This is a genomic window from Iodobacter ciconiae (genome assembly GCF_003952345.1).
Lineage (GTDB): Bacteria > Pseudomonadota > Gammaproteobacteria > Burkholderiales > Chitinibacteraceae > Iodobacter > Iodobacter ciconiae.
Map to the genome: position 1 here is coordinate 3,668,638 of NZ_CP034433.1, position 20,990 is coordinate 3,689,627.

Below are 20,990 nucleotides of genomic sequence, written 5' to 3' on the forward strand. Positions count from 1 at the left end.
AGGATGACTAAAAATAATATGACTAAAATTATTGCTTTCTATCTCCCTCAATTTCATACAATTCCTGAGAATGATGAGTGGTGGGGTAAGGGCTTCACTGAGTGGACTAATATAAAAAAAGCTATTCCTTTATTTAAAGGGCACAGGCAACCGAAGGTACCTTTGGACGGCAATTATTATAATTTATTGGATGTTGCCACTCTAAAATGGCAAGCCAGCCTTGTTAATGAGTATGATATTGATGGCTTATGTTTTTACCATTATTGGTTTAATGGTAAGCAATTATTAGAGAAACCGATAAATATTTTACTAGATAACCCAGACATTGAATTGCCATTTTGTATCTCATGGGCGAATGAACCATGGACACGGGCATGGGATGGTAGTGAGCGCGAAGTAATTATGGCGCAAGAATATGGTAATATCGATGATTGGGAAATGCACTTTCAATATCTAATGCGCGCATTTAAGGACTCTCGTTATATTCAATATAATGATAAACCTGTTCTTGTTATATATAGAGCAGCAAGCATCCCTTGTTTTGATGAAATGATTGCATATTGGCGCAGGCGCATTGTTGATGAGGGCTTTGTTGGTTTGCATTTAATAATAACAAATACAAGCTTTAATGATAAGTTATCTTTTTCTAATTATGATGCAAAAATAGATTTTGAACCAATGCACACGATAACCAATGGATTGGGTGTGTTTGAGAAAGAGTGGATTAAGTTTAAGAGGCGCGGTAAAAAAATATTAAACCTCGCCTTTAACACTAATTTTGTTGAAAGTAGAATGTCATATGATTTTATTTGGAATAAAATAATTAGCAGACCAGTCGTTGAGAATACTTATCCTGGTGCATTTATTGATTGGGATAATTCCCCACGAAAAGGATATTTAAATTCTTTGGTTGTCGATGGGTATTCAACTGAAAAATTTAAAAAATATTTTAAGAATAAATATAAGCAATCAGCAGATGCTAATTCACCTTTTATGTTTATTAATGCATGGAATGAGTGGGCAGAAGGTACATATCTTGAACCTGATGAATCTCATGGGCATGAAAAATTAGAAATACTTAGAGAAATTAAAAAAGAATTTCATAATAAGTAAATATGGCTTGATTTATATATTTGGTAAAGTGAGTTTTTATGAGAAATGTTGATGCCATTGTTATTTTGTATAATCCAAGTGTGGCCCAAGTAACCTTATTTGAAAATGCGATTAAAGATCAAGTGCGTCAAATTCACTTTGTTGATAATTCTGATTGTATTGATGTAATGGATGTTTTTGCCTTTGATGAAAAAAAATCAAATTATCTTTCTATGAATGGGAATAAAGGCATCGCTGCGGCACAAAATAGCGGAGCTGAAGTTGCATTTGGTAGTGGTGCTGATTTTATTGTTTTATTTGACCAAGATAGCCAAATCACAGAAAATTTTATAGAAAAATTATTGATTTGTTATGAACAAGCAAATATTAAATTTAATGGTAATGTTGCTGCCATTGGACCAACGCCAATTTCGGATGTAACTGGCCAAGCATATAGTAGAGTGATCGATAGACTTAATTCAACGGTTGATAGTTTTACTGATATTTCACAAATCATTGCATCTGGCTGTTTAATTAGTAAAAGTGCATGGAGCAAAGTGGGTGGAATGCGTGAGGAGTTATTTATTGATGCAGTGGATCACGAATGGTGTTGGCAGGCAGTTTCTAAAGGAATGAAAATTATTAGGTCTAATGACGTATTGATGCCTCATCGCCTTGGTTGGTATGACGTAAATGTGATGGGCATTAAATTTTGTATTGGTGCACCTATTCGCCATTATTATCAGTATAGAAATTATTTTTATCTTTTAAAGTTTTCTCATGTACCTTTGTACTGGAAAGTAAAAACGGGTATATCTTATGCCCTTAAATTATTTAGCTATCCTGTTTTTGTTTCACCAAGAATTAGTAGATTGAAATTTATGCTTAAAGGTATTGTTGATGGTTTGCGGAATAAAATGGGGAAAATTTATTAGTTTTTTTGTGAATTTAACTGAGTTTTGAGATGATTAATGTTAATAAAATCAATAGCGTTTATCTTTGTTTTTCTTGGGCCCTTTGTGTTTTTAATAAATAGTAGATGGACTTCTACTCCTGTTAAATTTTATATTTTCTGCACATTGCTTTTTTATTCAATTTCGAGTAGGTTTTCTGAACCTGTATATGATTTTCATACTTATTATTCTACAGTTAAATTAGGTTGGTTAGTTTTTACGGATTTATATTATATAAAAGAGCCTGTTGTGTGGTTCTTTACTACTATTGTTTATATGTTTAGTGGGGTGGAGCAACTTGGTTTTATTTTTTTAGATGTATTGATTTTTTATTTGATATATAAGTCGGTGTTGAATTTTAAATTGCCTTTGTATGTCGTATTGCTTTTTTTTGTTTTTTTTCCTTCTGTTTTAGGGTTTCAAAATGTATATAGACAATTCCTATCTACTTGTTTTTTAATTTACTCGTTTTCATGTGTCTATAGTTCTATTTTTTCAAAGAAAAGTGCTATATCTTTTGTACTCTCTGTTCTTTCTCATAATTTTACTATTTTGTTTATTCTGCCCGTGTGTTTAAGAAAATATAGAATAAAGTTGCTCTTGGTTACAATTTTAGTTTCAGCTGCTGTTATGAGTGTAGGAGTGGGTGAGAAGTCAATGACTGCGGAAGGTGGAGGTAATGGCGCTTATTATTTTATAATCTCTTTGATTTTTTCTTTGCTTGTTTTTCTTGTAAATAAATATTTGAATAGAAAGCAGGATTTAAGGATTTTTGGTTTTTTAATTGTTGCTCCTATAGGTTTACATTTTCTTTCCCCTGATCAGGCGGCTAGGATAGGTTTGCTTATTTTGCAGGTACTGTTTTTTTATCTATCTATTTTTATAGAAAAAAACTTTAAGGAGAAAAAGACTATGCGTTTATTATTTGTTATCATTGTTTCGATGCCAACATTTCTTGCTAGTAATACATTGAATTTTATTGGTTTTTAATTGTATTAATATAATTGCTGTCAATGGTTTTTTTATAAATGATGTGGTTTTTATATTTTTAAAGAATATATAATTGGTCTGAATCCAAGTCATGAGTAGAAGTTTTTTAATAGGAGTTTTTTGTGTCTAGTGATTCAATTGTTAGATGTTTTTCAGTTCTAATGTCAGTTTATATTCGAGAATCACCTGCAAGTTTAGAGCTGGCTCTAGAGTCATTACTTCATAGCACATTAATGGCATCTGAAGTTGTTTTAGTAGAAGATGGCCCATTAACAGATGATCTATATTCAATTATTGAAAAATATCGTTCAGTGCTAAAAATAAAGTCGGTAAAAATTGAGAGAAACATTGGTTTAGGGAAGGCTTTAAATTTAGGTTTAGATGCATGTAAGCATGAAATTATTGCCCGTTGTGATACAGATGATATAAATAGACCTCAGCGATTTGAAAAGCAGCTACAACAATTTTCTTTAAACCCCAAATTAGCTCTATTAAGTGGATGGGTTGAAGAGTTTATTGTTGCTCCGGGGGATGCTGGTGTTATTAGAAAAGTGCCAGAGGCAATGGATATTGCAAAAAGTGCTAGGTCTCGTTCACCTTTCAACCATCCGTGCGTGATGTTTAAGAAATCTGCTGTTATAGCCTGTGGTGGTTATCAGGATGATTACTTGTATGAGGATTATGCTTTGTGGGTGAGAATGCTTTCTGCTGGGGTTGTGTCAGATAATATTCAAGAGGTATTAGTTGATATGCGTGCTGGTAGTGATATGCATAAGCGCCGAGGCGGGGTAAAGTACGCAAAGCATGAATTCAATGCCCAGTATGGTTTTTATAAGCTTGGCTTTATTAGTTTTTTGCAACTGCTTAAAAACTTAGCTATTAGAATTCCTGTTCGTTTGGCGCCATCTGGTGTTAGATCATTTATTTATACCAAAATACTAAGGTGACAACTTTAGTTGAGTTAATATTTATTCAATTTTCTTTTGATATTGAATTTCAAATTTTTAGGTAATCCCATGCTTTATCTGGTACTCGCATTCCTAACCTCTGCTATCGTCACTATGCTTGTGATTCATTTTGATCATTTGCACGGGCATATTTCTGGCGATCATGATTTGGGTGGGGTGCAGAAGTTTCATGCTTATTCTGTACCGCGGATTGGCGGGCTTTCTATTATGATGGGGATGCTGGCGGTTTTATTGGCGGGGGCGATTAAAGAGACGCTGTGGTTTACATCATTTGCTTTACTTATTGTGGCTAGTTTGCCGGCTTTTTTAGGTGGGTTAATTGAGGATTTAACTAAAAAGGTCGGGGTATTAATGCGCCTTAGTTTAACTATGCTGGCGGCATTGTTGGGCTATTTCTTATTAGGTGCGGGAATTGTTCGCCTGGATGTGCCCTATATTGATTTGTTGATGCAATTTACGGTTGTTTCATTATTTTTTACCATGTTTGCCGTAGCTGGTGTGGCAAATGCATTTAATATTATTGATGGATTTAATGGTTTATCTGCTGTTGTAGCGATGATGATTTTTGCTGGCCTGGCGTATGTTTCTTTTGTCTTAGGTGATTGGCTTTTGGTTATTGCTAATATGGGTATGATTGGCGGCTGCATGGGATTTTTACTCTGGAATTATCCCAGAGGTTTAATATTTCTAGGTGATGGTGGGGCGTATTTTGTCGGCTTTATGGTGGCAGAGTTATCTGTGCTGCTGATGGCAAGGCATTCTAGTGTTTCTATTTGGTTTCCATTTTTGCTCTGTATTTACCCGGTATTTGAAACCTTATTTACTATTTATCGCCGTAAATTTGTAAAAGGCGTTTCACCGGGGCTGCCTGATGGTATTCATTTACATACACTTATTTATAGAAGAGTAGTACGTTTGCAACTAGGTGAAGATACTGCGCGTTATAAAGTGCAGCGAAATGCTTTGACTGCCCCATATTTATGGCTTTTATCATCCCTTGCCGCTATTCCTGCAGTTATATTTTGGGAAAGTCCATATATTCTATTAGGCTTTGTTTTGCTGTTTGTTGTTAGCTATATTTTGCTATATAAAATGATTATTAACTTTAAAATTCCTCAGTGGATGGTGATTAACAAAGATAGCTAGCCAGGGAGGCTGGATGTCTGATTAACAGGGGGAGGCTGGAGGCTTTCCTCTTTATTTTTGAATATATTATTTTTAATTTCATGGCTATATTTATCTGCTAAACCTTGCCATGAAAGCTCGTTCTTTACATATTCCATCGCTTTATTTGTCATTATGTCTAATTGCAGATCTGTTTTTTTAAGTGTGTCAGCTACTGCCGCGGGCAGAAACTCTGCATTTATATAATGCACTCCGGTTTCAAATCTGGTTCCCCTCACTCCAAATTTTGTACTAATAATTGGCAGCCCTGCTGCAGCATATTCGATTAGTTTCAAATTTGATCCTGATCCATTTAGCATTGGGTTTAATCCGATGGATGCGATTTGTAGCCAGAGTTGTTTTTCTGCCTGGCTGACCGTGCCTAAAAACCGTACATTCTTTGGAATATTCTTTTTCTTAAATACCTGCGCAATGCTGCCCAGGATAATATAGTGCAATGATAAATCCTGCTTTGCTGCTATCAGAATTTGTTCTACGGCTTCTATATTGGGGCCATGATTGCTGCCCATAAAGAGCGATATATTGTTTGTAGGATCCAGCCCCATTTTTACCCGTGCTTCTTTTCGGCCTGCCTGATCCAGATATTTAATATTTTGAGTGTCCGCACCATTAGCAATAGTGCTGAATTTATGAGCCGGAAGTTTATAAAGTGTCTGCATACGGGTACTGTCTTCATGGCTGCAGCAAATAATATGCTGTGCACCCCGCGCGCATTGCAATTCCAATTCTTTGATTTGCTGTGCTTCTTCGGGGTGTCGCTGATAAATCTGTGCTTTAAGATCTGCTTCTACATTATGTGCTTCATATAGCCACTTTTTTATACCAGCCTGTTTCATTACCGGATATGCATAAGGATGGCTGCAGACAATTAAGCTGACCCATGGGGCGCGGCGTTTGATTTCTGCCTGCCATTCTGTTAATAATTCCGGGTGCCTGGCGGCTAGCCAATCCACACAGGATATATTTAACCGCTTTTCTTCGGTACGCAGTTTTTTTCTAAATTTATCTCCTACCGGGATTAACACTTCAATAAAGTTTTTATTTAAGTGTCTGCTTTGAACTGTACTGGTGTTAAAGTCTAAATTCAGGAGCTCTATTGAATAGCCGAGCATGGATAGCCCGGAATAAAGATGATAAAGCCGTGCCTGCCCACCACTTATAACGGGATAGATGGGAAAGGTATTGAGTACCATAATTTTGGGCTGGTATTGCTTTTGCAGATTTAATAATTCTTTAGCCAATGCAGGCCAGCTTATTTCTTTTACAGTGTTATAAGCAGATTGCCCCAGCTGATAGCAAAGAGTTGGATCTGAGCAGAGTTTTTGAATTGCTCCGGCAATATCATCACAATCCGGGTTTACAATTAGGCCATTTTTCATGTTTTTTACTAATTCGGTTACTCCTCCACTATCGGTACAGCTTAATACGGCTTTGCCAGCGATCATCGCTTCATAGGTGATCAGGCCAAAGTCTTCATGTTTGGGTATAAAGGGGATAAATAGGGCATTGGCGTATTCCTGGGCTAATTGCTGCTCGGATATATGACCAAGTAAGCTAATGGAGGGATGATTGCGAATAAGCTGCTCCAGCTCGGTGCTTTGTGGGCCGGTTCCTGCAATTCTTAATGGTGTTTTTACGCCTGATTTGCAATAGGCTTTAATGAGCAGATCAATTCGTTTAGGCGTATCAAGGCGGCTGGCGGTGAAAATGGCCGGGCTAGTTTGCGTATTGGCGATGACATCCTTTTGAGGTAATGAGCTGGGGTGGTAGAGTACATCGGGCTTAATTTTATCTGGAAAGTATTCCTGGCGGCTGGCTACTTCATGGGCAATTGCGGTATAACGCATGATTTGCCCTGGTGCTAAGGCGATAGAGTCAAAAAAATGCACGATAGCACGTAATAACGGGCCGGGCAGAGCGGTATCTTCCTTGTTTAGTATCTGTAATTTTTTTATGTTTTTTAATTCATCAAAGCATTCGGTCAGGTTAATTCTATCTGGATTTTTAAGGGTTAATAAATGATATAGATCAGGTAGCTTTTTTGCTAAATAATCAATATTTTTTATTAAATTTTCTGGATAAGTATCATATAGGCCACGCAGTGTGTGCTGCATAAATAATATATGCCGTGGATGGGATATCATCCATGCAGGATATTTGGTGCTGATCACTAAATCAAAGTGATTTAAATCAAGCTTGGCAAAGTTCTGATAGCTTTGAATAATGGCCCAGAAATCATGTTCCGGGCTGGGCAGTTTAATAAGCTCTGCTGTGATGTTTTCTTGCTGATTTAAAGCCTGCCACAAGCCTTTCCATATGTTTTCAGCGCCTCCCCACACAAAGGGCACTCCGCTTGGAGCAACAATAGCTACTTTCAATTAGGCCTCCAGTAATTGGCTAACTACTTTATCCCAGCTGATCCCAAATTGGGGCCATGCTGCTTTTGCTGCTTTACCCATTGTTGCTGTTTGATCGGGATGCTGGCTAATCCAGTTTAATATTTCGGCAATGGCTTCAGGGTTAGGCTCAATAATCCAGCCTGTATGTTCGTGTTCAATAAATTCTAAAGGTCCGCCAGAGTCTGTGCAGCTTATGACCGGTTTGCCAGAGAGCATGGCTTCATGGGTGATATAGCCATAGTCTTCATCAAATGGAGCAAAAAATACGGCAGTGCAATGGGCGTAATAGGCTATTTTTTGTGCCTCACTAATTGCCCCCAGCATTCTCACTCGCTCATTCAGGCCCAGCCGATTAATTAATTGTTTAAGCTGCTCTGATTGCCCGCCAGTGCCCGCAATGACAATGGGCAAAGATTCGGGCGCCAGAGCTAGTGCTTTAATTAATAAATCCTGGCGCTTTAATGTTTCAATACGGCTGGGACAAAAAATATAGCCTAAATTTTCTGCTGGATGAAAGGCTTGATATGCAGGAGGCGGGTGATACAAGGCTGTGGCAGTTAAATGATTATATTGATAAAGCCGCGCTGCAACACGCCTGGAATTTGCAAAGCGCTGATGACATTGGCTTAATGATTGCCAATCAAATTGCTCAATTGCATTTTTTAATTCAGGCTGTTTGGCAGGGCTTTGCTCATAGAGCTCATAAACGGCTCTGTGCTGATGCATAATCCATGCTGTGTGTTTATTATGATGGATTCCGTAACAGGGAAATTGCAGGCTGATTAACCGGTCTATTCTATAGCCATTGGGCTGGTTTAAATCTAAGGTTTTACACCATTGCATTAAATCAAGAATAGATTGTGCGGGTGAAAAGGTAAATGGCAGGCGCAGAATTTCTACCTGGCAGCCTGCTGCTATTAATGCATTGGCCGTACCCTGAATATGATAATCAGCTCCCCCATGTAAAAAAGGGGTGATATTGGCAGCTAGCATGACTCGCATTTAGGGCTCCCGGGGTATACCTATTTAACAGTATGTTTTGCTTTTAAATGCTTATCGTTTTGCAATTAATGCATAATCTTGCGGGCCGCAAAGATGGCCATTTACCCGTTCGGTTAATAAATCATTACCTGGCACTTTTGCAGATTCGGGATAAGGATTTAATCTTAAAATTTCACAATCTTTAAAGCCATGGTATTCGGCCAGAAACTGCAGGCTAGCCGGGGTAACAGGATTTTTATGGCTAAAATCATGGTAAAAGGTATGGCTGCCAACCAAGATGTTTTCCGGATTGGGCGTTTCTAGTATTAATACACCACCCGGTAATAAGGTTCTATAGGCATTTTTTAATATATTAAATAAGACATCAAAGGAAAGATGCTCTATCACATGAAATGAGCTGATTGCGCCTAATGATTGATCCGGCAAGCCAATTAAATAATTCAAGGCATCTGCATGCACTACACTCAGGCCTATTGCCCGGCAATGATGTATCATTTCTTCGCTTTGATCTACACCCTGGGCTTTTAAACCTTTATCGGAAATAAGTTTGAGCCATTCCCCTCTGCCCATTCCGATATCAAGTAAAGTAGCCTGGCTGGATTCTAGAAATGTTTCAATATATGGGGTGTATTTTTCCAGCCTGGATTTTATTTCATGTTCCGAGCCTCTGAATTTTGCTTCAAAGGCTAAATAATAGCTATCAATTTCTGAATCAAATGAAGCACTGGCTGTGTTCAATCGAGCTGCGGTATGTTCTGTGCTGTTTGTATTTTCATGGTGTTTAAGAATACGCTCGATCAGGTAGAGTGAAGCCTGGCCATTGAGTATACTGGTATTAGCCATAAATGCTAATTTTTCTTCATTTTTACAGAGCAGCTGATTAATTATAATATTGTTTTTTTCCAGTGTTTTATTAAGTAATTCTGTATTTTCTTTAAACTGATCCTGTATCAGCAAGGCATTGCTGGCTATAGTTTCATTCAATATTTTTTGCTGAATATCAAACTGGTTGTTTTTCTGATCAATCGCTTTTGTAATGTTTGATGTTATATCATGATAAGTGGTTTCTATTTGACTGATGAATTTACGTTGCTGAAGGTTAAATGCAGACCGTGTTTTCTCCTGGCTTATTTCTATATCATAGTTTTGCTTGGATATCGTTGCATTACGCTGAATATATTTTGTATTAAAGGTGCTTAATTTTATTAGGCTATCATGCAGGCGACCAACCAGCCCCGCTCCTTTTCTGCCGCGCCACAGAGAAAGTATTTTATTTTCCAGAATAATCAGACACCGATCTATTTTATTAATTTTTATCTGGCATCTGGATTCTGCTGATTCTGTGCTTGATAGCATGTGTAATGCAAATTTTCGCAGGCTGATTCTGCCAGAGGTTAATAAATCATGGTAGTGACGTTCTCCTTCATGGTCAGGAGCCCGCCCTAAAATAGCCTGATATGCAAAGAAAATAAATAAATATGGGTTACGGATAGCAACTAGCTCCCGAAGTGAATCGGGTTGCCATAACAGAGTATATTGTGTGTTTTCAGCTTCTATTTTATAAGCGGGTGCAGATCTATCCTGGCTATGTGCATAAGTTTGAACACAATTAATAATATCATCTAATGTTTTCATATTAACTCGCAATATTGAGTATCCAGCCGGACCACACCGGCAAATATTTGCTCGGAAATAACCGTAATTGTGGCGGCATGATCCCACCAGTCATAATTATTGGATAGATGATGATAGGATGAATGAAGTGCAACACTAATATTGTAGCTACCCGCAGCAAGCCTGAAATCGGGTAATTCAAAGATTACCTGATATTGGCCTCCCTGCACAAATGGCGGGGTTTTTTGTAATACATAGGTGTTGGATCCGAACACTTCATTGCCTACACGGTCTTTAATTAAAAAGCCGATAGTTAAATCTGGTATTTTTTTGATAACTTTATAACTGACACGTAGTTTTATTTTGCTGCCGGATAAAACAACTTGTGCAGGCTCATTTTCATTAAAGATATCTACAGCTGTTAATTTAGCTTCTCCGCTTCCGGATCTCACACCCTCATCAATGCTGATTTTATTGTTTTCTGCCCTGGCAATCAGTGCATTATAGTAATCAAGAATAGCGGCAGGGTGATCATCTGCCAGCATAATTCCTTTATCAATTAATATAGCCCGCTCGCACAATGTTTTAATGGCCAGCGGATCATGCGAAACAAATAATAAGGAGGTGCCTGATTTTTGAAATTGTTTAATACGGTCAAAACATTTGTGCTGGAAATACGCGTCTCCAACCGATAGTGCTTCATCTACAATTAATATTGCTGGCCTTAGTGCTGTTGCAACACTGAATGCCAAACGCATCTGCATTCCGCTGGAATATTTTTTTAATGGTATATCTATATATTCACTTAACTCGGAGAAATTAATAATTTCTTCCATTCTTATTTCTATTTCATGACGGCTCATTCCGAGTAACTGGCCGGAAATATATACATTCTCTCTGCCGCTTAATTCTTCATGAAAGCCAATACCTAGTTCCAGAAGGGCACCAATCCGGCCATTTACTATAATTTCTCCTTCTGTCGGGTGTAATGTCTGGCAGATGATTTTGAGTAATGTACTTTTTCCAGAGCCATTTCTGCCAATGATTGCAACAGATTCACCAGGATCGATAGAAAATGTGATGTTTTTTAGTGTCCATTTTTGGATAGAGTGGCTATCTATTCCAAATAATGAGGCTAGCTTATGCCGCCGTGAAGGATAAATGCGAAAGCATTTGGACAGGTTATTGACTTTAATAAGTGCCATGCTTATAAATCATCCATTATTCTTTGTATATTTTTTGAATACAAAGAATAGAATATTAAAAATAAGGCAATAGATAATAGGAATGCATTTAGCAGCCAGTTCCAAGCGACAGGCCAATCTAATACAATCTGTTGCCCCAGCTGTGATATCCAGTAGACGGGGTTGAGGTAGATATACCGGGCTGCCCAGTCAGGTAAAATTTGCGGGGCATAAACAATAGGAGTTGCCCAAAATAGTATTTGCATAAAGGCATCAACAAATTGCCCAACATCTCTTACATAGGCATGGGCAAGTGCAAGCAGGCCTGCAATACTGAATGCAAATAGGGTAATAACTAATATTTGTAATAGATAAACCGCCAGTATTTGCAGGCTGAACAGATTGAGTAATATTAGAAATATAAAATAAAACCCTGCCAGAATCAGGCTATTGACCAGGGCAATAGTGACTACAGAGATCAGTGGAATAATTTTTGATATATTATTTTTTCTAAGCAAACCTGCATTTTCAACCAGAAATAATTTGCCTCTGTTTACGACTTCTGAAAAATATTGCCATACCAGCATGCCACTGGTCAGATATATGGTATATGCGTAATGGCTGCTCACACCTGGCAATCTGGATTTCATTAGATCTGCAAAAACCAGGCTGTAGGTCAATATCATTAATACAGGTGCAAAAAAAAGCCAGAATATACCCAGTATAGATCCACTGTATCTGGATTTAATTTCCCGGCTGACCATTGCATGTAAAAGCCAGCGGCTGGCAAAAATTCTTTTAATGATTTCCAAAAAATACTCCCCAAAGATGAACGAGCAGGATTGAAGAGATAATCCCTGAGGTATTGGCCAATTGATCATAAATGCAGCATTTTCTGCCAGCTAATGGCTGAATAATCTCGATACTGCCCCCCATTAAAAATAGAAATATAAAAATATTAATGCTGCTGGCGTATGGTGTTAGTAAAATACTGAGAATAAAATATGCAAAAAAGTGAATGATTTTGTCATTGTTTATGGGGATGTATTTTTGAAGGTTATAAAAAGACCCTGCAACAATAAGCAGAATAATGCTTGTAATCAGCGCTGTATTTAATAGTGATTGGCCCATACATCTCTATAGGTGTTTAGTGTTCTGGATGCACATCGATCCCAGGTGAAATAACTCGATCTGATTAAGCCTTCTGTAATATGATCACAGGCACATTCCGGGGCAATAGCGATATTGCTCATATGTTCTGCCATGCCTTCTATATCCCCTTTATGAAAATAAAAAGGTGCGGCGCCGCCGATTTCCTGAATAGCCCCGCCAGAGGTGGTAATAACCGGGGTGCCTACCGTCATTGCTTCTAATACCGGCAAGCCGAATCCTTCATAGGCTGAGGGATATACCATACAGCGCGCGCCAGCTAACAGGGCTGGCAAATCTTTTTCTGTTACATATTGCAGCCAGCGTACATTTTTACTGTGTTTAATTCTGTCTAGTATATCTTCGCATTTCCAGCCTACTCCTCCTACAATAATTAAGGGCAGAGATGTTTTTTTATTTTGTGCCAGCATTTGGTAGGCGATGAGTAAATCTTCTATTTTTTTTCTGGGTTCGATTGTTCCCAGAAATAAAAAATATTCTTTATTGAAAAGATTATATTTATCCAGAATATTTTTATTACAAGATTCTGGTGAATACCTTGTGTGATCCACTCCATTGTAAGTAATATGCAGTTTATTACTGACTTCCGGCATCCAGCGGGTGAGTTCTTTTTTTACAGATTTAGAAACCACAAAAATAGCATCTGCTTTTTCCAGGGTAAGTGGTAAGTGTTCGCTTAAAAAACGCACTCTTTCAACCGGGTGCCATTCTGGATTAATAATATGAGACAAATCGTGTACTGTGACTAGATAGGGGTATTGCAATACGGTTGGAATATAATTAGGTTCATGATAAATATAATTTTTGGCCCTGACGATATGTCTGCCATGGCTGATGTGATATTTTTTTCTGAGATAGGATTTAAGTGCAGGAAAGCGATTAACCATGTTTCTGATTTTTGAAAGCAAAAATTCATTATTTGTTTTTTTACTAACACGCCCAAATTGGTAGTAATCCAGGTCAACGTCTGTATCAAATTGCTGCATAGCCCTGGATAAGCTGGTTGCATAGCGCCCTATTCCTGTTAGGGGGGGGATCATGCCCTGGGCTGAAAATAGGATATTCATCTTTTCCATTTTTTATCTTTATAAATAGATGATGTTGTTTGATTTAGAATGGATTCAGATTTTTGATTAGTTTGTGCTTTCTTTTTGCTTTATTTTCCCGGTTTTCAGTACCGGCTCACTTCTGAACAACACCTCAACAATATCTGCTCCAAATAATTCAACTTTATTTTTCACAAATACAGGCATTTTTTCTTTGTACATTCTGATTGTTTTACTTACCATTTTTTCGGCGGTCAGTTCCTGCTCAAACCGGTTGCGTGCATAAAGTGCCATTTGTTGTCTTAGTGCATCATTTTCACATAATTTATTAATCGCCTGAGCCAGGGCCAAGGGATCTGACGGGGGAACGAGCAGCCCTGATTTTTCATGCTCATTTACCCAGGAAACACCTGAACCGGAAATATCACAGGATATAATCGGCTTTGAAAAACTCATTGCTTCTACTTGTACGATGCCATAGGCTTCCGAGCGATAAACAGAAGGCAGGCAGAAAACATCGCAAGCTGCATAATAGGAGGCTAATTGCTGGTCTGGTATTGTTCCGATTATTTTTATTTTAGATTCTAATTTTAATTTTTTTATCTGGGGGAGAAATACCTCAACTCCTGGCCCGCCAATTAAAACTACAATATCATCATTAATATATTTACAGGCTTCGATCAGGTAGCGAATGCCTTTGTATGCCGCCGACCTTCCTATTGATAAAACTATTTTTTTGTTTTTATTTTCTAATCTGATATTTTTAACGAATACCCCGGATGAATGTTTACTCCGGTCTGCCACTCCAATAGGAATGATAGATACTTTGTTCATATTGGGTATCAGCCATTTTGATGAGTCAGCATATTGCTGTGATGTAGCCACAATGCCATCAGCGCGGTTGATTAGCCATTTCAGCCAGGGGGCATATAGTTTTAACATATGTTTCTGTTTAACAATATCACTATGCCAATGCAGATAAACTTTACAATCAGGTCTAATTAGCCAGATCGCTAGATTGGCCATTGGATTAGGTAAATGGATATGTATTGCATCATATTGATGGATGCATTTTTTCAGTTCGCTGATCAGTTTCAGCGAGACAGAGGTTGAATTTATAACCGCTAATGTACCTGCTCTGATTACCTGATAGCCAGAGTTAATTAAATCAACTTTTGTTTCTGTTCCTTTATTGCTACAGAGTACATCTGTTTTAACACCCTGGTCATTCAAGCCTTCAACTAGGTCAAAGGTGACTGTTTCTATTCCGCCATACTCTGGCGGGTAAAATTTTCCAAGGTGTATTATTTTCATAAACATAACTCTTATAAGTTTGTTATTTTATTAAAGCTGTGATTTGTACTCTTTTTTTGAATGGCCAAACAAGGCAGAGTGATTTCTTACAAATGATGGTGCATGGTTTGATCTTATTTTTTTAAGTTGGGCCAGCTTCTGATGTGGCAATTTTTGTTTTTTTATATTAGTAATCGAATTTAATAATTACAAGAAAATTTCTGCCTCTGTTTATGTGGTGTGCTGTTATTTTTTTGAGCCTTACTATTTAATTTTTATCCGCCAGTTTTGCTTACTATTTGTTTTATAAGGTTTTGTGGGGTGTTTTTTTTATATGTATTTTTTTAATTTTTGCTGAGTGCTGTTTATCTATTCTGTGGCGATTTTGCCTTGCACGATATGTTGTAAGCGTTCAGGCTCACGCACAATCAGTGTTTTTCGGTCTTTTTCTGCGATGCCAGTATTAAGTAGCTGTCCTATTGCTCTGGATACGGTTTCCCGGCTGCAATTGGTCATGCCGGCAAGTGATTGCTGTGGAGGGAGTTCGATGATTTTTAAATTGCCGGGTAAGGTGCGTATCAGCGTGGTAAGGACGGTGCAAATTCGTTGATAGGGGTTTTGGATGCTTAGCATGGCGCGGTTTTGTGATGAAAGCCGTACAAGATAGGCCAGCTTTTTCATTAAGCGTTCGGCCAGAATCGGGTGAGAATAAATAAGCTGCAATGCGGTATGGCGGCTCATGGTCATGAGCTCTGCATCGCCGATCGAGACGACGCTGGTTGAGCGTGAGCCTCCGTCTATTACTGCCAATTCACCAAAGTATTCGCCCTCATTAATGATGTAGATACAGAGCTCTCTGCCGTCTTCGGTTACATCGGTAACTTGTAGCCGGCCTTTGATGAGAAAGAATAATTCGTCGCCTAGAGAGCCTTTGGTTATCACTTGCTGGTTGCGAACCGCTGTCCTAAGCTGAGAATCGGATGCAATGGACGTTAAGATATTTTCCGAAATACCTGAAAAAAACTCCAAAGAGTAAATAGGATGACGTGTCATAAGCATTTCCCGAAGATGATTTGGCCTGAGGAGGGAAGATAATGCTGAAGCGAGTCGCTCAATATTTTTTTTATATCGCTGTTTTTTTATCAGCACCGCATAGTGTTCTAGCACAAGATTTGGCAAATATGGGGACAGTTGTCGCAGTTATTGGACAACCGACGCTTCATCGCAATGGCCAGGTGCAGATGATTGCCAAGGGGGATGCCCTGCGTGAAGGTGATGAATTGCATACTGCTGAGCAAACCAGTGTGTATATCCGTACCTTCGATAAAGGCTTTATTGCTGTCCGGCCTGATAGTGTTTTATTGATCGAGCAATATCATGCAGGCAGCAGAGGCTCGCAGTTTAAGCTGCAGCTTAAATCCGGCCTGATGCGCTCTGTGACCGGGCAGGAAGTACAAAAAGATAAAGATAAGTATCGCTTGAATACGCCTGTTGCAGCTATTGGCTTACGGGGTACGGATTTTGTGGTGTTTACCGATGATCATGCAACCCAGGTGGCGGTGCAGAAGGGTGGGGTGGTTATTGAGCCTTTTTCTAAAGCCTGCAGCATAGAAATGGGCGGGCCATGCCAGGGTTCTAACTCTCGTGAGTTATTTGCTTCGACAGCTCATATGCTTGAAGTGATTCGCGGGCAGACGGTAGCGGTGCAAAAAGATTCGTCTCCGGTACTGCAAAAAGAATTATTGAATGAACTACCTAAAGAGGCATCCAAAGAACCCCAGAAAGGGGCTCCTAAAGCGGCGGCGCTGGGCGTAGAGCAAACACAGGTGAATACTGCAGATTTAAGTAATGCCAGGGGAGTGGCTAATAGTAATAGTGTGATTGATGGCTCTTTAGCCAAATCGGCATCTGTAAAACCGGCTGAAAATACGCTGTTGCCTATTCCTGTACCTATGCCCCCCGATGTAGATATTCCTCCGCTTGTGCTTATCCCGCCTGCTCTTACCCCGGTTATCCCCAGTATTTATTGGGGGCGTTGGCAAACGCTGGCCAGCTTGCCAGCCACGGCAAATTTTGGCGATATTTATAAGGATGGGCAGGAGCTTGTTAATGCCGGGGTTTATTACGTTATGTCCCGGGACAGGACAGATGCCCGTTACGGGCCGGAGCTGGGGGCGGTTAATTTTCAAATGGCCAAGCACGATGGCATTATTGTGAATACGCTCAATGGTGCAGTTTCTGCAACTATGGCGAAAGAGTCTTCATTGCAGATTAATTTTGCAGCACAAACGTTTAATACACATCTTTTATTAGCGGCTCCCGGCAGAGATATTTCGCTTAACGTAAAAGGAGCCGTGGAATCTGATGGTCATTTTTTAAATGGTGCAGTGAGTGAGGCCCAGCTGCGCGGGGTTGTATCCGGTAAGGATGCAGGTGAAGCGGGCTATATTTATTATTTGCCTACAAATAATAACGAGATCTTGAGCGGGGGGACTTATTGGTTACGTAAAAAATAATGACGGTGTTTAATCAGGTTGTTATGATATTCTGATTAAATATTGATTGCCCGGTGTTTAATAAAAATATTGGTTTTTAGTCTTTGAATTAATAAAAAATAGATCAGCAGTTTTTTAGATGTAAGCTGACATTTTTTTGTGGTTGTCATCAATAATCTGAATAAAATTAATCTATTTTTTATTGGTTTTATGAGTTAATAAAATAATGGCTGGCAGATTGTTATTTTTTTATATGCTCTCCCTTCTGTTTAATGATTTTTTATCGGCTCTGCATGATAAATTTTAAATCAATTCTACAAAAAATTCATCTGATATGGCTGGGGCGTATTTTATTTTTTGTGCTCAGCACTTTCCTGGTTATATGGGTAGCTATGCCGCGCGGCCATGCATATCCTTTTCCTTTTGATCTTTTAGATCGTCTCCATGATCAATTAATTAAACAAAGGCTGATAAGTATTTCAGAGCAGCGTATTGTATTGGTTGATATTGATGAAGCATCACTTGCTCAATATGGGCGCTGGCCTTGGTCCAGGCAGCAAATGGCACAATTACTTAAGCAATTAAATCAACATTATCAGGTGGCGCATATTGGCCTTGATATGATTTTTCCTGAAAATGGTGATTTATTAGGTGATCAGCAAATTGCACAATTAGCGGCAGCAAGGCAGCTGACCTTAGCTCAGACCTTTGGTTTTGACCGCAGCCAGAGCATGCAAGTCGGGCAATTGAGTGCAGCAATGCCCTGGGCTGATATTCCTGCAACCCCTGCTTTTGGTTTTCTGGCCAATTATTCCGGGCTAGCAGCCCAGGCTCCCTGTGTGGGCCATATTGCGATTACAGCTGATCCGGATGGCGTAGTGCGGCGCCAGAGTATGCTGGTGCAGTATGGGGGGAAACTCTATCCTGCATTTGCCCCTGTTTTATTGCGTTGCTGGCTGGGGCAGCAGGGGCCGCTGCAAGCTGGCGGTGGCAAAATTGAATGGCTGGAAGGTTTATCGGGCCAGCAGATTGTGGCCCGGGACGGTATGGCAGCCATTTCTTTTTTGCGCAAGGCCGAAGCCTATATTGCAATCTCTGCCAGCGAGATTATGACAGGCAAAGCGCCGGTAGCCGTATTGCGTAATCGTTTGGTGATTGTGGGCTCCAGCGCTTTGGGCCTTGGCGACTATGTGGCCACTGTTCTGGGGGGGCGTACTCCGGGTATGTTGCTGCATGCACAGTGGTTATCTAAGGCACTTGATCAGTTAGAGCAAAATCAGCCCGTGCTGGTGATTGGTTTTTCCAACATTATGACGGTTTGGGTTGCTTTATTACTTGGGGTGATTTTTTTGCACGGGCGCAGTAATGCTTTGCGGCTGAGTTGGGGATTTGCCGTGCTGATGGCCTGGCTGCTGTGGCTAGGCTACACCGGGCAGGAGGTTGGGGCCAATGCCCTGGCTCCGCTTCTTGGCGGTGTGGTGTTATTGATTCTGGAGGGCGGTCTGGAGTGGTGGTATGCCCAGCAGGGGCGGCGACAGCTTTATCTGGCTTTTCATCAGTATGTGCCGCCGGCCATTATTGATCAGCTGATTGGCCATAATAGCCAGTCTATTATGTTGCCGCATCGGGTAGAAATCACCTGTCTGTTTGCTGATTTGCAGGGATACACTGGTATTGCCGAGCGGCTCCCTCCCGAAGAGCTGGCGCATTACACCCGTCATGCTCTGATGCTGCTTACCCAGGCGGTGCTGGATCAGCAGGGTACTTTGGATAAATATATGGGCGATGCGCTGTTTGCATTCTGGGGAGCGCCAGCGGCTCAAAGTGATCATGCCAGCCGGGCGCTTAATGCGGCGATTGCCATGCAGCAGGCTGTGGATCAGCACAACCAAGGTGCTGCCCCGGATAAGCAGATCAAGATACATATTGGTATTCAGACAGGGTTTGTGGTGGTGGGGGATATGGGGACTCCCTTTCGCAGTACCTATACCGCCATTGGTGATGCGGTGAATGTTTGTGCCCGTTTGCAAAACCTGGCGAGTTTGCACAATGAAAAAATACTGGTGGGGGAAGACACCGAGCGCCAATTGTCCTACTCACCTTTGCAGCTATATGGCACTGTGTCGTTAAAAGGGCGCAGAGGGGTACAACAGGTTTATCGCTTGCCTTAGTGATATTGCTGCTGTGCTCCGGGGGGCTATTTTTACATACTTACAATTTCATATTTTTCTTACAATAAATTCTATTGTCGCAATCAGAATCAAGCAAGTAAATTTATAGATTTGTGATTCTGAGCATATACAATAAATATATGCGCCTCCTTCCTTTCGTTTTGATGACTATTTTGCAAGCGATATATCAGCCTGCCGCCTTCGCTCGGGCCGGGGATGAGTTATATCAGCAGGCCATTAATGATATTAATCAGCAGCAATGGCAGGAGGCCAGCTGGTTATTAGAAGAGGTACTGCAGCTTAACCCCAATCATCAGGGGGCTAAAGTTGATTTAATGCTGGCGTATTGCCAACTGGAAGACTTTACCAGAGCGGGTGATCTACAGCGGCAACTGCGTGCCCTGCCGGTATTGCCACATGCCATTAGTGATCTGATCCGGCAAAAAATGGAACAAGGTTGTACCGAAAAAACTCAATGGCAGGGACAGCTGCAAAGCTGGGTGGCAAGGGATAGTAATCTGGATCAGGGCAGCTCCAAGCGCTGGCTGGAGGTGACTTTACCTGATGGTGTTTTTAATCTGGAAGTCGATCAAAGCAGCTTGCCAAGATCTGGCTGGCTGGCCGGGGTAGAAGTACAAGCGATGGCAACCCCGCCCGGTGGTCAGCAGTGGGCTTTGCATGCCGGAGCAGTACAAAGCTGGCCGCAAAGTGGCCAGAGCATGCGCTGGTTTGGTGGATTCTGGCAGCCGCAAGTACGTAGTAACTGGGGAGTAGGTTTGCAGCAATTCTGGCTGGGTAGCAAGTCTTATCAGAGCAGTATGTTGCTGGAATACCGCGGCTTACCATCTATTGCCCGTATCGAATCCTTATTACGATTGCGTGCACAGTTTGTAGATATTGCTCCCCGCTATCAAAGCCTGCATAGCGAGTGGCGAGGGCAGTATATCAGCCAGTGGCGGGATCTGTGGCTGGATAACCGTGCCCAGCTGGGATTCGAATTTTCTCCCCAACGCCCTGGCGGTAATCAATACAGTGCTGAGCTGAGCAGCAAAATAATTTACCCTCGGGGTTCGCATAGCCTGGAGCTGCAATTGCGAGCCAGAATTGCCCAGGATCAGCAGGGGTATAGCCCGCTGCTTGAATACAATCAGCTAAGACAAAGTGTGCAAACTCATGCCTCTTTTGCTTATCAGTGGAATAGTCAGCGGCTGGGCAGATGGCGTTTGGAATATCTCTATCAGGAGCAAAGCGACAGGTTGCCGCTGTTTTCCTGGCAAAAAAAATTGATTTCACTCTCTTATAAGCAGGATTTTTAAGGGGTGGGTAGGGGCATAGACCACTGGCAGGCAGTTTTAATGCGTCGAGCATCTCGCTGATATGCCCGGTAGCAGGTGCTCTGGCTGTCTCTGTGCTTTTGCCGGTCGGTAG

General features: G+C 40.4%; 17 protein-coding genes. 8 read left to right on the top strand and 9 right to left on the bottom strand.

Going from position 1 to position 20,990, the window contains the following annotated elements:
• The first annotated feature begins 18 nt into the window (after positions 1–18).
• From EJO50_RS16150 to EJO50_RS16170, 5 genes are all read left to right on the top strand, one after another.
• Complete coding sequence (locus EJO50_RS16150) at positions 19–1,113, top strand: glycosyltransferase WbsX family protein (RefSeq protein WP_125975883.1); 1,095 nt, start codon at positions 19–21, stop codon at positions 1,111–1,113.
• A 38-nt stretch (positions 1,114–1,151) separates the two neighbouring features.
• The gene (locus EJO50_RS16155) at positions 1,152–2,027 is read left to right on the top strand and encodes a glycosyltransferase family 2 protein (RefSeq protein WP_125975885.1); all 876 of its coding nucleotides are present in this window, start codon (positions 1,152–1,154) and stop codon (positions 2,025–2,027) included.
• Between the two features lie 36 nt (positions 2,028–2,063).
• Positions 2,064–3,035, top strand: a complete 972-nt coding sequence (locus EJO50_RS16160; RefSeq protein ID WP_125975887.1) for an EpsG family protein — start codon at positions 2,064–2,066, stop codon at positions 3,033–3,035.
• A gap of 122 nt (positions 3,036–3,157) precedes the next feature.
• The gene (locus EJO50_RS16165) at positions 3,158–3,982 is read left to right on the top strand and encodes a glycosyltransferase (RefSeq protein ID WP_125975888.1); all 825 of its coding nucleotides are present in this window, start codon (positions 3,158–3,160) and stop codon (positions 3,980–3,982) included.
• A 69-nt stretch (positions 3,983–4,051) separates the two neighbouring features.
• Positions 4,052–5,149 carry an MraY family glycosyltransferase gene (locus EJO50_RS16170; protein ID WP_125975890.1) on the top strand — a complete coding sequence of 366 codons (1,098 nt, stop codon included), beginning with the start codon at positions 4,052–4,054 and terminating at the stop codon, positions 5,147–5,149.
• Here the strand turns inward: EJO50_RS16170 and EJO50_RS16175 are convergent.
• The 9 genes from EJO50_RS16175 to EJO50_RS16215 all read right to left on the bottom strand — a co-directional run bounded on the left by EJO50_RS16175 (position 5,146) and on the right by EJO50_RS16215 (position 15,949).
• Positions 5,146–7,566 carry a glycosyltransferase family 4 protein gene (locus EJO50_RS16175; RefSeq protein WP_125975892.1) on the bottom strand — a complete coding sequence of 807 codons (2,421 nt, stop codon included), beginning with the start codon at positions 7,564–7,566 and terminating at the stop codon, positions 5,146–5,148. The genes EJO50_RS16170 and EJO50_RS16175 overlap by 4 nt on opposite strands.
• On the bottom strand, positions 7,567–8,589 hold the full coding sequence (locus EJO50_RS16180) for a glycosyltransferase family 4 protein (RefSeq protein WP_125975894.1): 1,023 nt from the start codon (positions 8,587–8,589) through the stop codon (positions 7,567–7,569).
• Between the two features lie 51 nt (positions 8,590–8,640).
• On the bottom strand, positions 8,641–10,311 hold the full coding sequence (locus tag EJO50_RS16185; protein WP_125975896.1) for a methyltransferase domain-containing protein: 1,671 nt from the start codon (positions 10,309–10,311) through the stop codon (positions 8,641–8,643).
• The gene (locus EJO50_RS16190; protein ID WP_125975898.1) at positions 10,221–11,408 is read right to left on the bottom strand and encodes an ABC transporter ATP-binding protein; all 1,188 of its coding nucleotides are present in this window, start codon (positions 11,406–11,408) and stop codon (positions 10,221–10,223) included. Before EJO50_RS16190 ends, EJO50_RS16185 begins: the two co-directional genes overlap by 91 nt.
• A gap of 2 nt (positions 11,409–11,410) precedes the next feature.
• Entirely contained in the window at positions 11,411–12,268 is an 858-nt protein-coding gene (locus tag EJO50_RS16195; RefSeq protein ID WP_125975900.1) for an ABC transporter permease, read from the bottom strand.
• Positions 12,186–12,518: a VanZ family protein gene (locus EJO50_RS16200; RefSeq protein ID WP_125975902.1), complete on the bottom strand. Its 333-nt coding sequence runs from the start codon at positions 12,516–12,518 to the stop codon at positions 12,186–12,188. Before EJO50_RS16200 ends, EJO50_RS16195 begins: the two co-directional genes overlap by 83 nt.
• Positions 12,500–13,543: a glycosyltransferase family 4 protein gene (locus EJO50_RS16205; protein WP_164521537.1), complete on the bottom strand. Its 1,044-nt coding sequence runs from the start codon at positions 13,541–13,543 to the stop codon at positions 12,500–12,502. The genes EJO50_RS16200 and EJO50_RS16205 overlap by 19 nt, the downstream gene beginning before the upstream one ends.
• A gap of 147 nt (positions 13,544–13,690) precedes the next feature.
• Positions 13,691–14,917, bottom strand: coding sequence for a glycosyltransferase (locus tag EJO50_RS16210; protein ID WP_164521538.1), 1,227 nt, complete (start codon positions 14,915–14,917; stop codon positions 13,691–13,693).
• A gap of 348 nt (positions 14,918–15,265) precedes the next feature.
• Entirely contained in the window at positions 15,266–15,949 is a 684-nt protein-coding gene (locus EJO50_RS16215; RefSeq protein WP_164521539.1) for a Crp/Fnr family transcriptional regulator, read from the bottom strand.
• Positions 15,950–15,990: 41 nt separating this feature from the next.
• Between EJO50_RS16215 and EJO50_RS16220 the strand changes: the two genes are divergently transcribed.
• The 3 genes from EJO50_RS16220 (at position 15,991) to EJO50_RS16230 (ending at position 20,878) form a co-directional block, all read left to right on the top strand.
• Positions 15,991–17,412, top strand: coding sequence for a FecR family protein (locus EJO50_RS16220; RefSeq protein ID WP_125975910.1), 1,422 nt, complete (start codon positions 15,991–15,993; stop codon positions 17,410–17,412).
• 272 nt (positions 17,413–17,684) lie between these two features.
• The gene (locus EJO50_RS16225) at positions 17,685–19,562 is read left to right on the top strand and encodes a CHASE2 domain-containing protein (protein ID WP_164521540.1); all 1,878 of its coding nucleotides are present in this window, start codon (positions 17,685–17,687) and stop codon (positions 19,560–19,562) included.
• A 140-nt stretch (positions 19,563–19,702) separates the two neighbouring features.
• Entirely contained in the window at positions 19,703–20,878 is a 1,176-nt protein-coding gene (locus EJO50_RS16230; RefSeq protein WP_125975914.1) for an outer membrane protein assembly factor BamD, read from the top strand.
• The last annotated feature ends 112 nt before the right edge of the window (positions 20,879–20,990 follow it).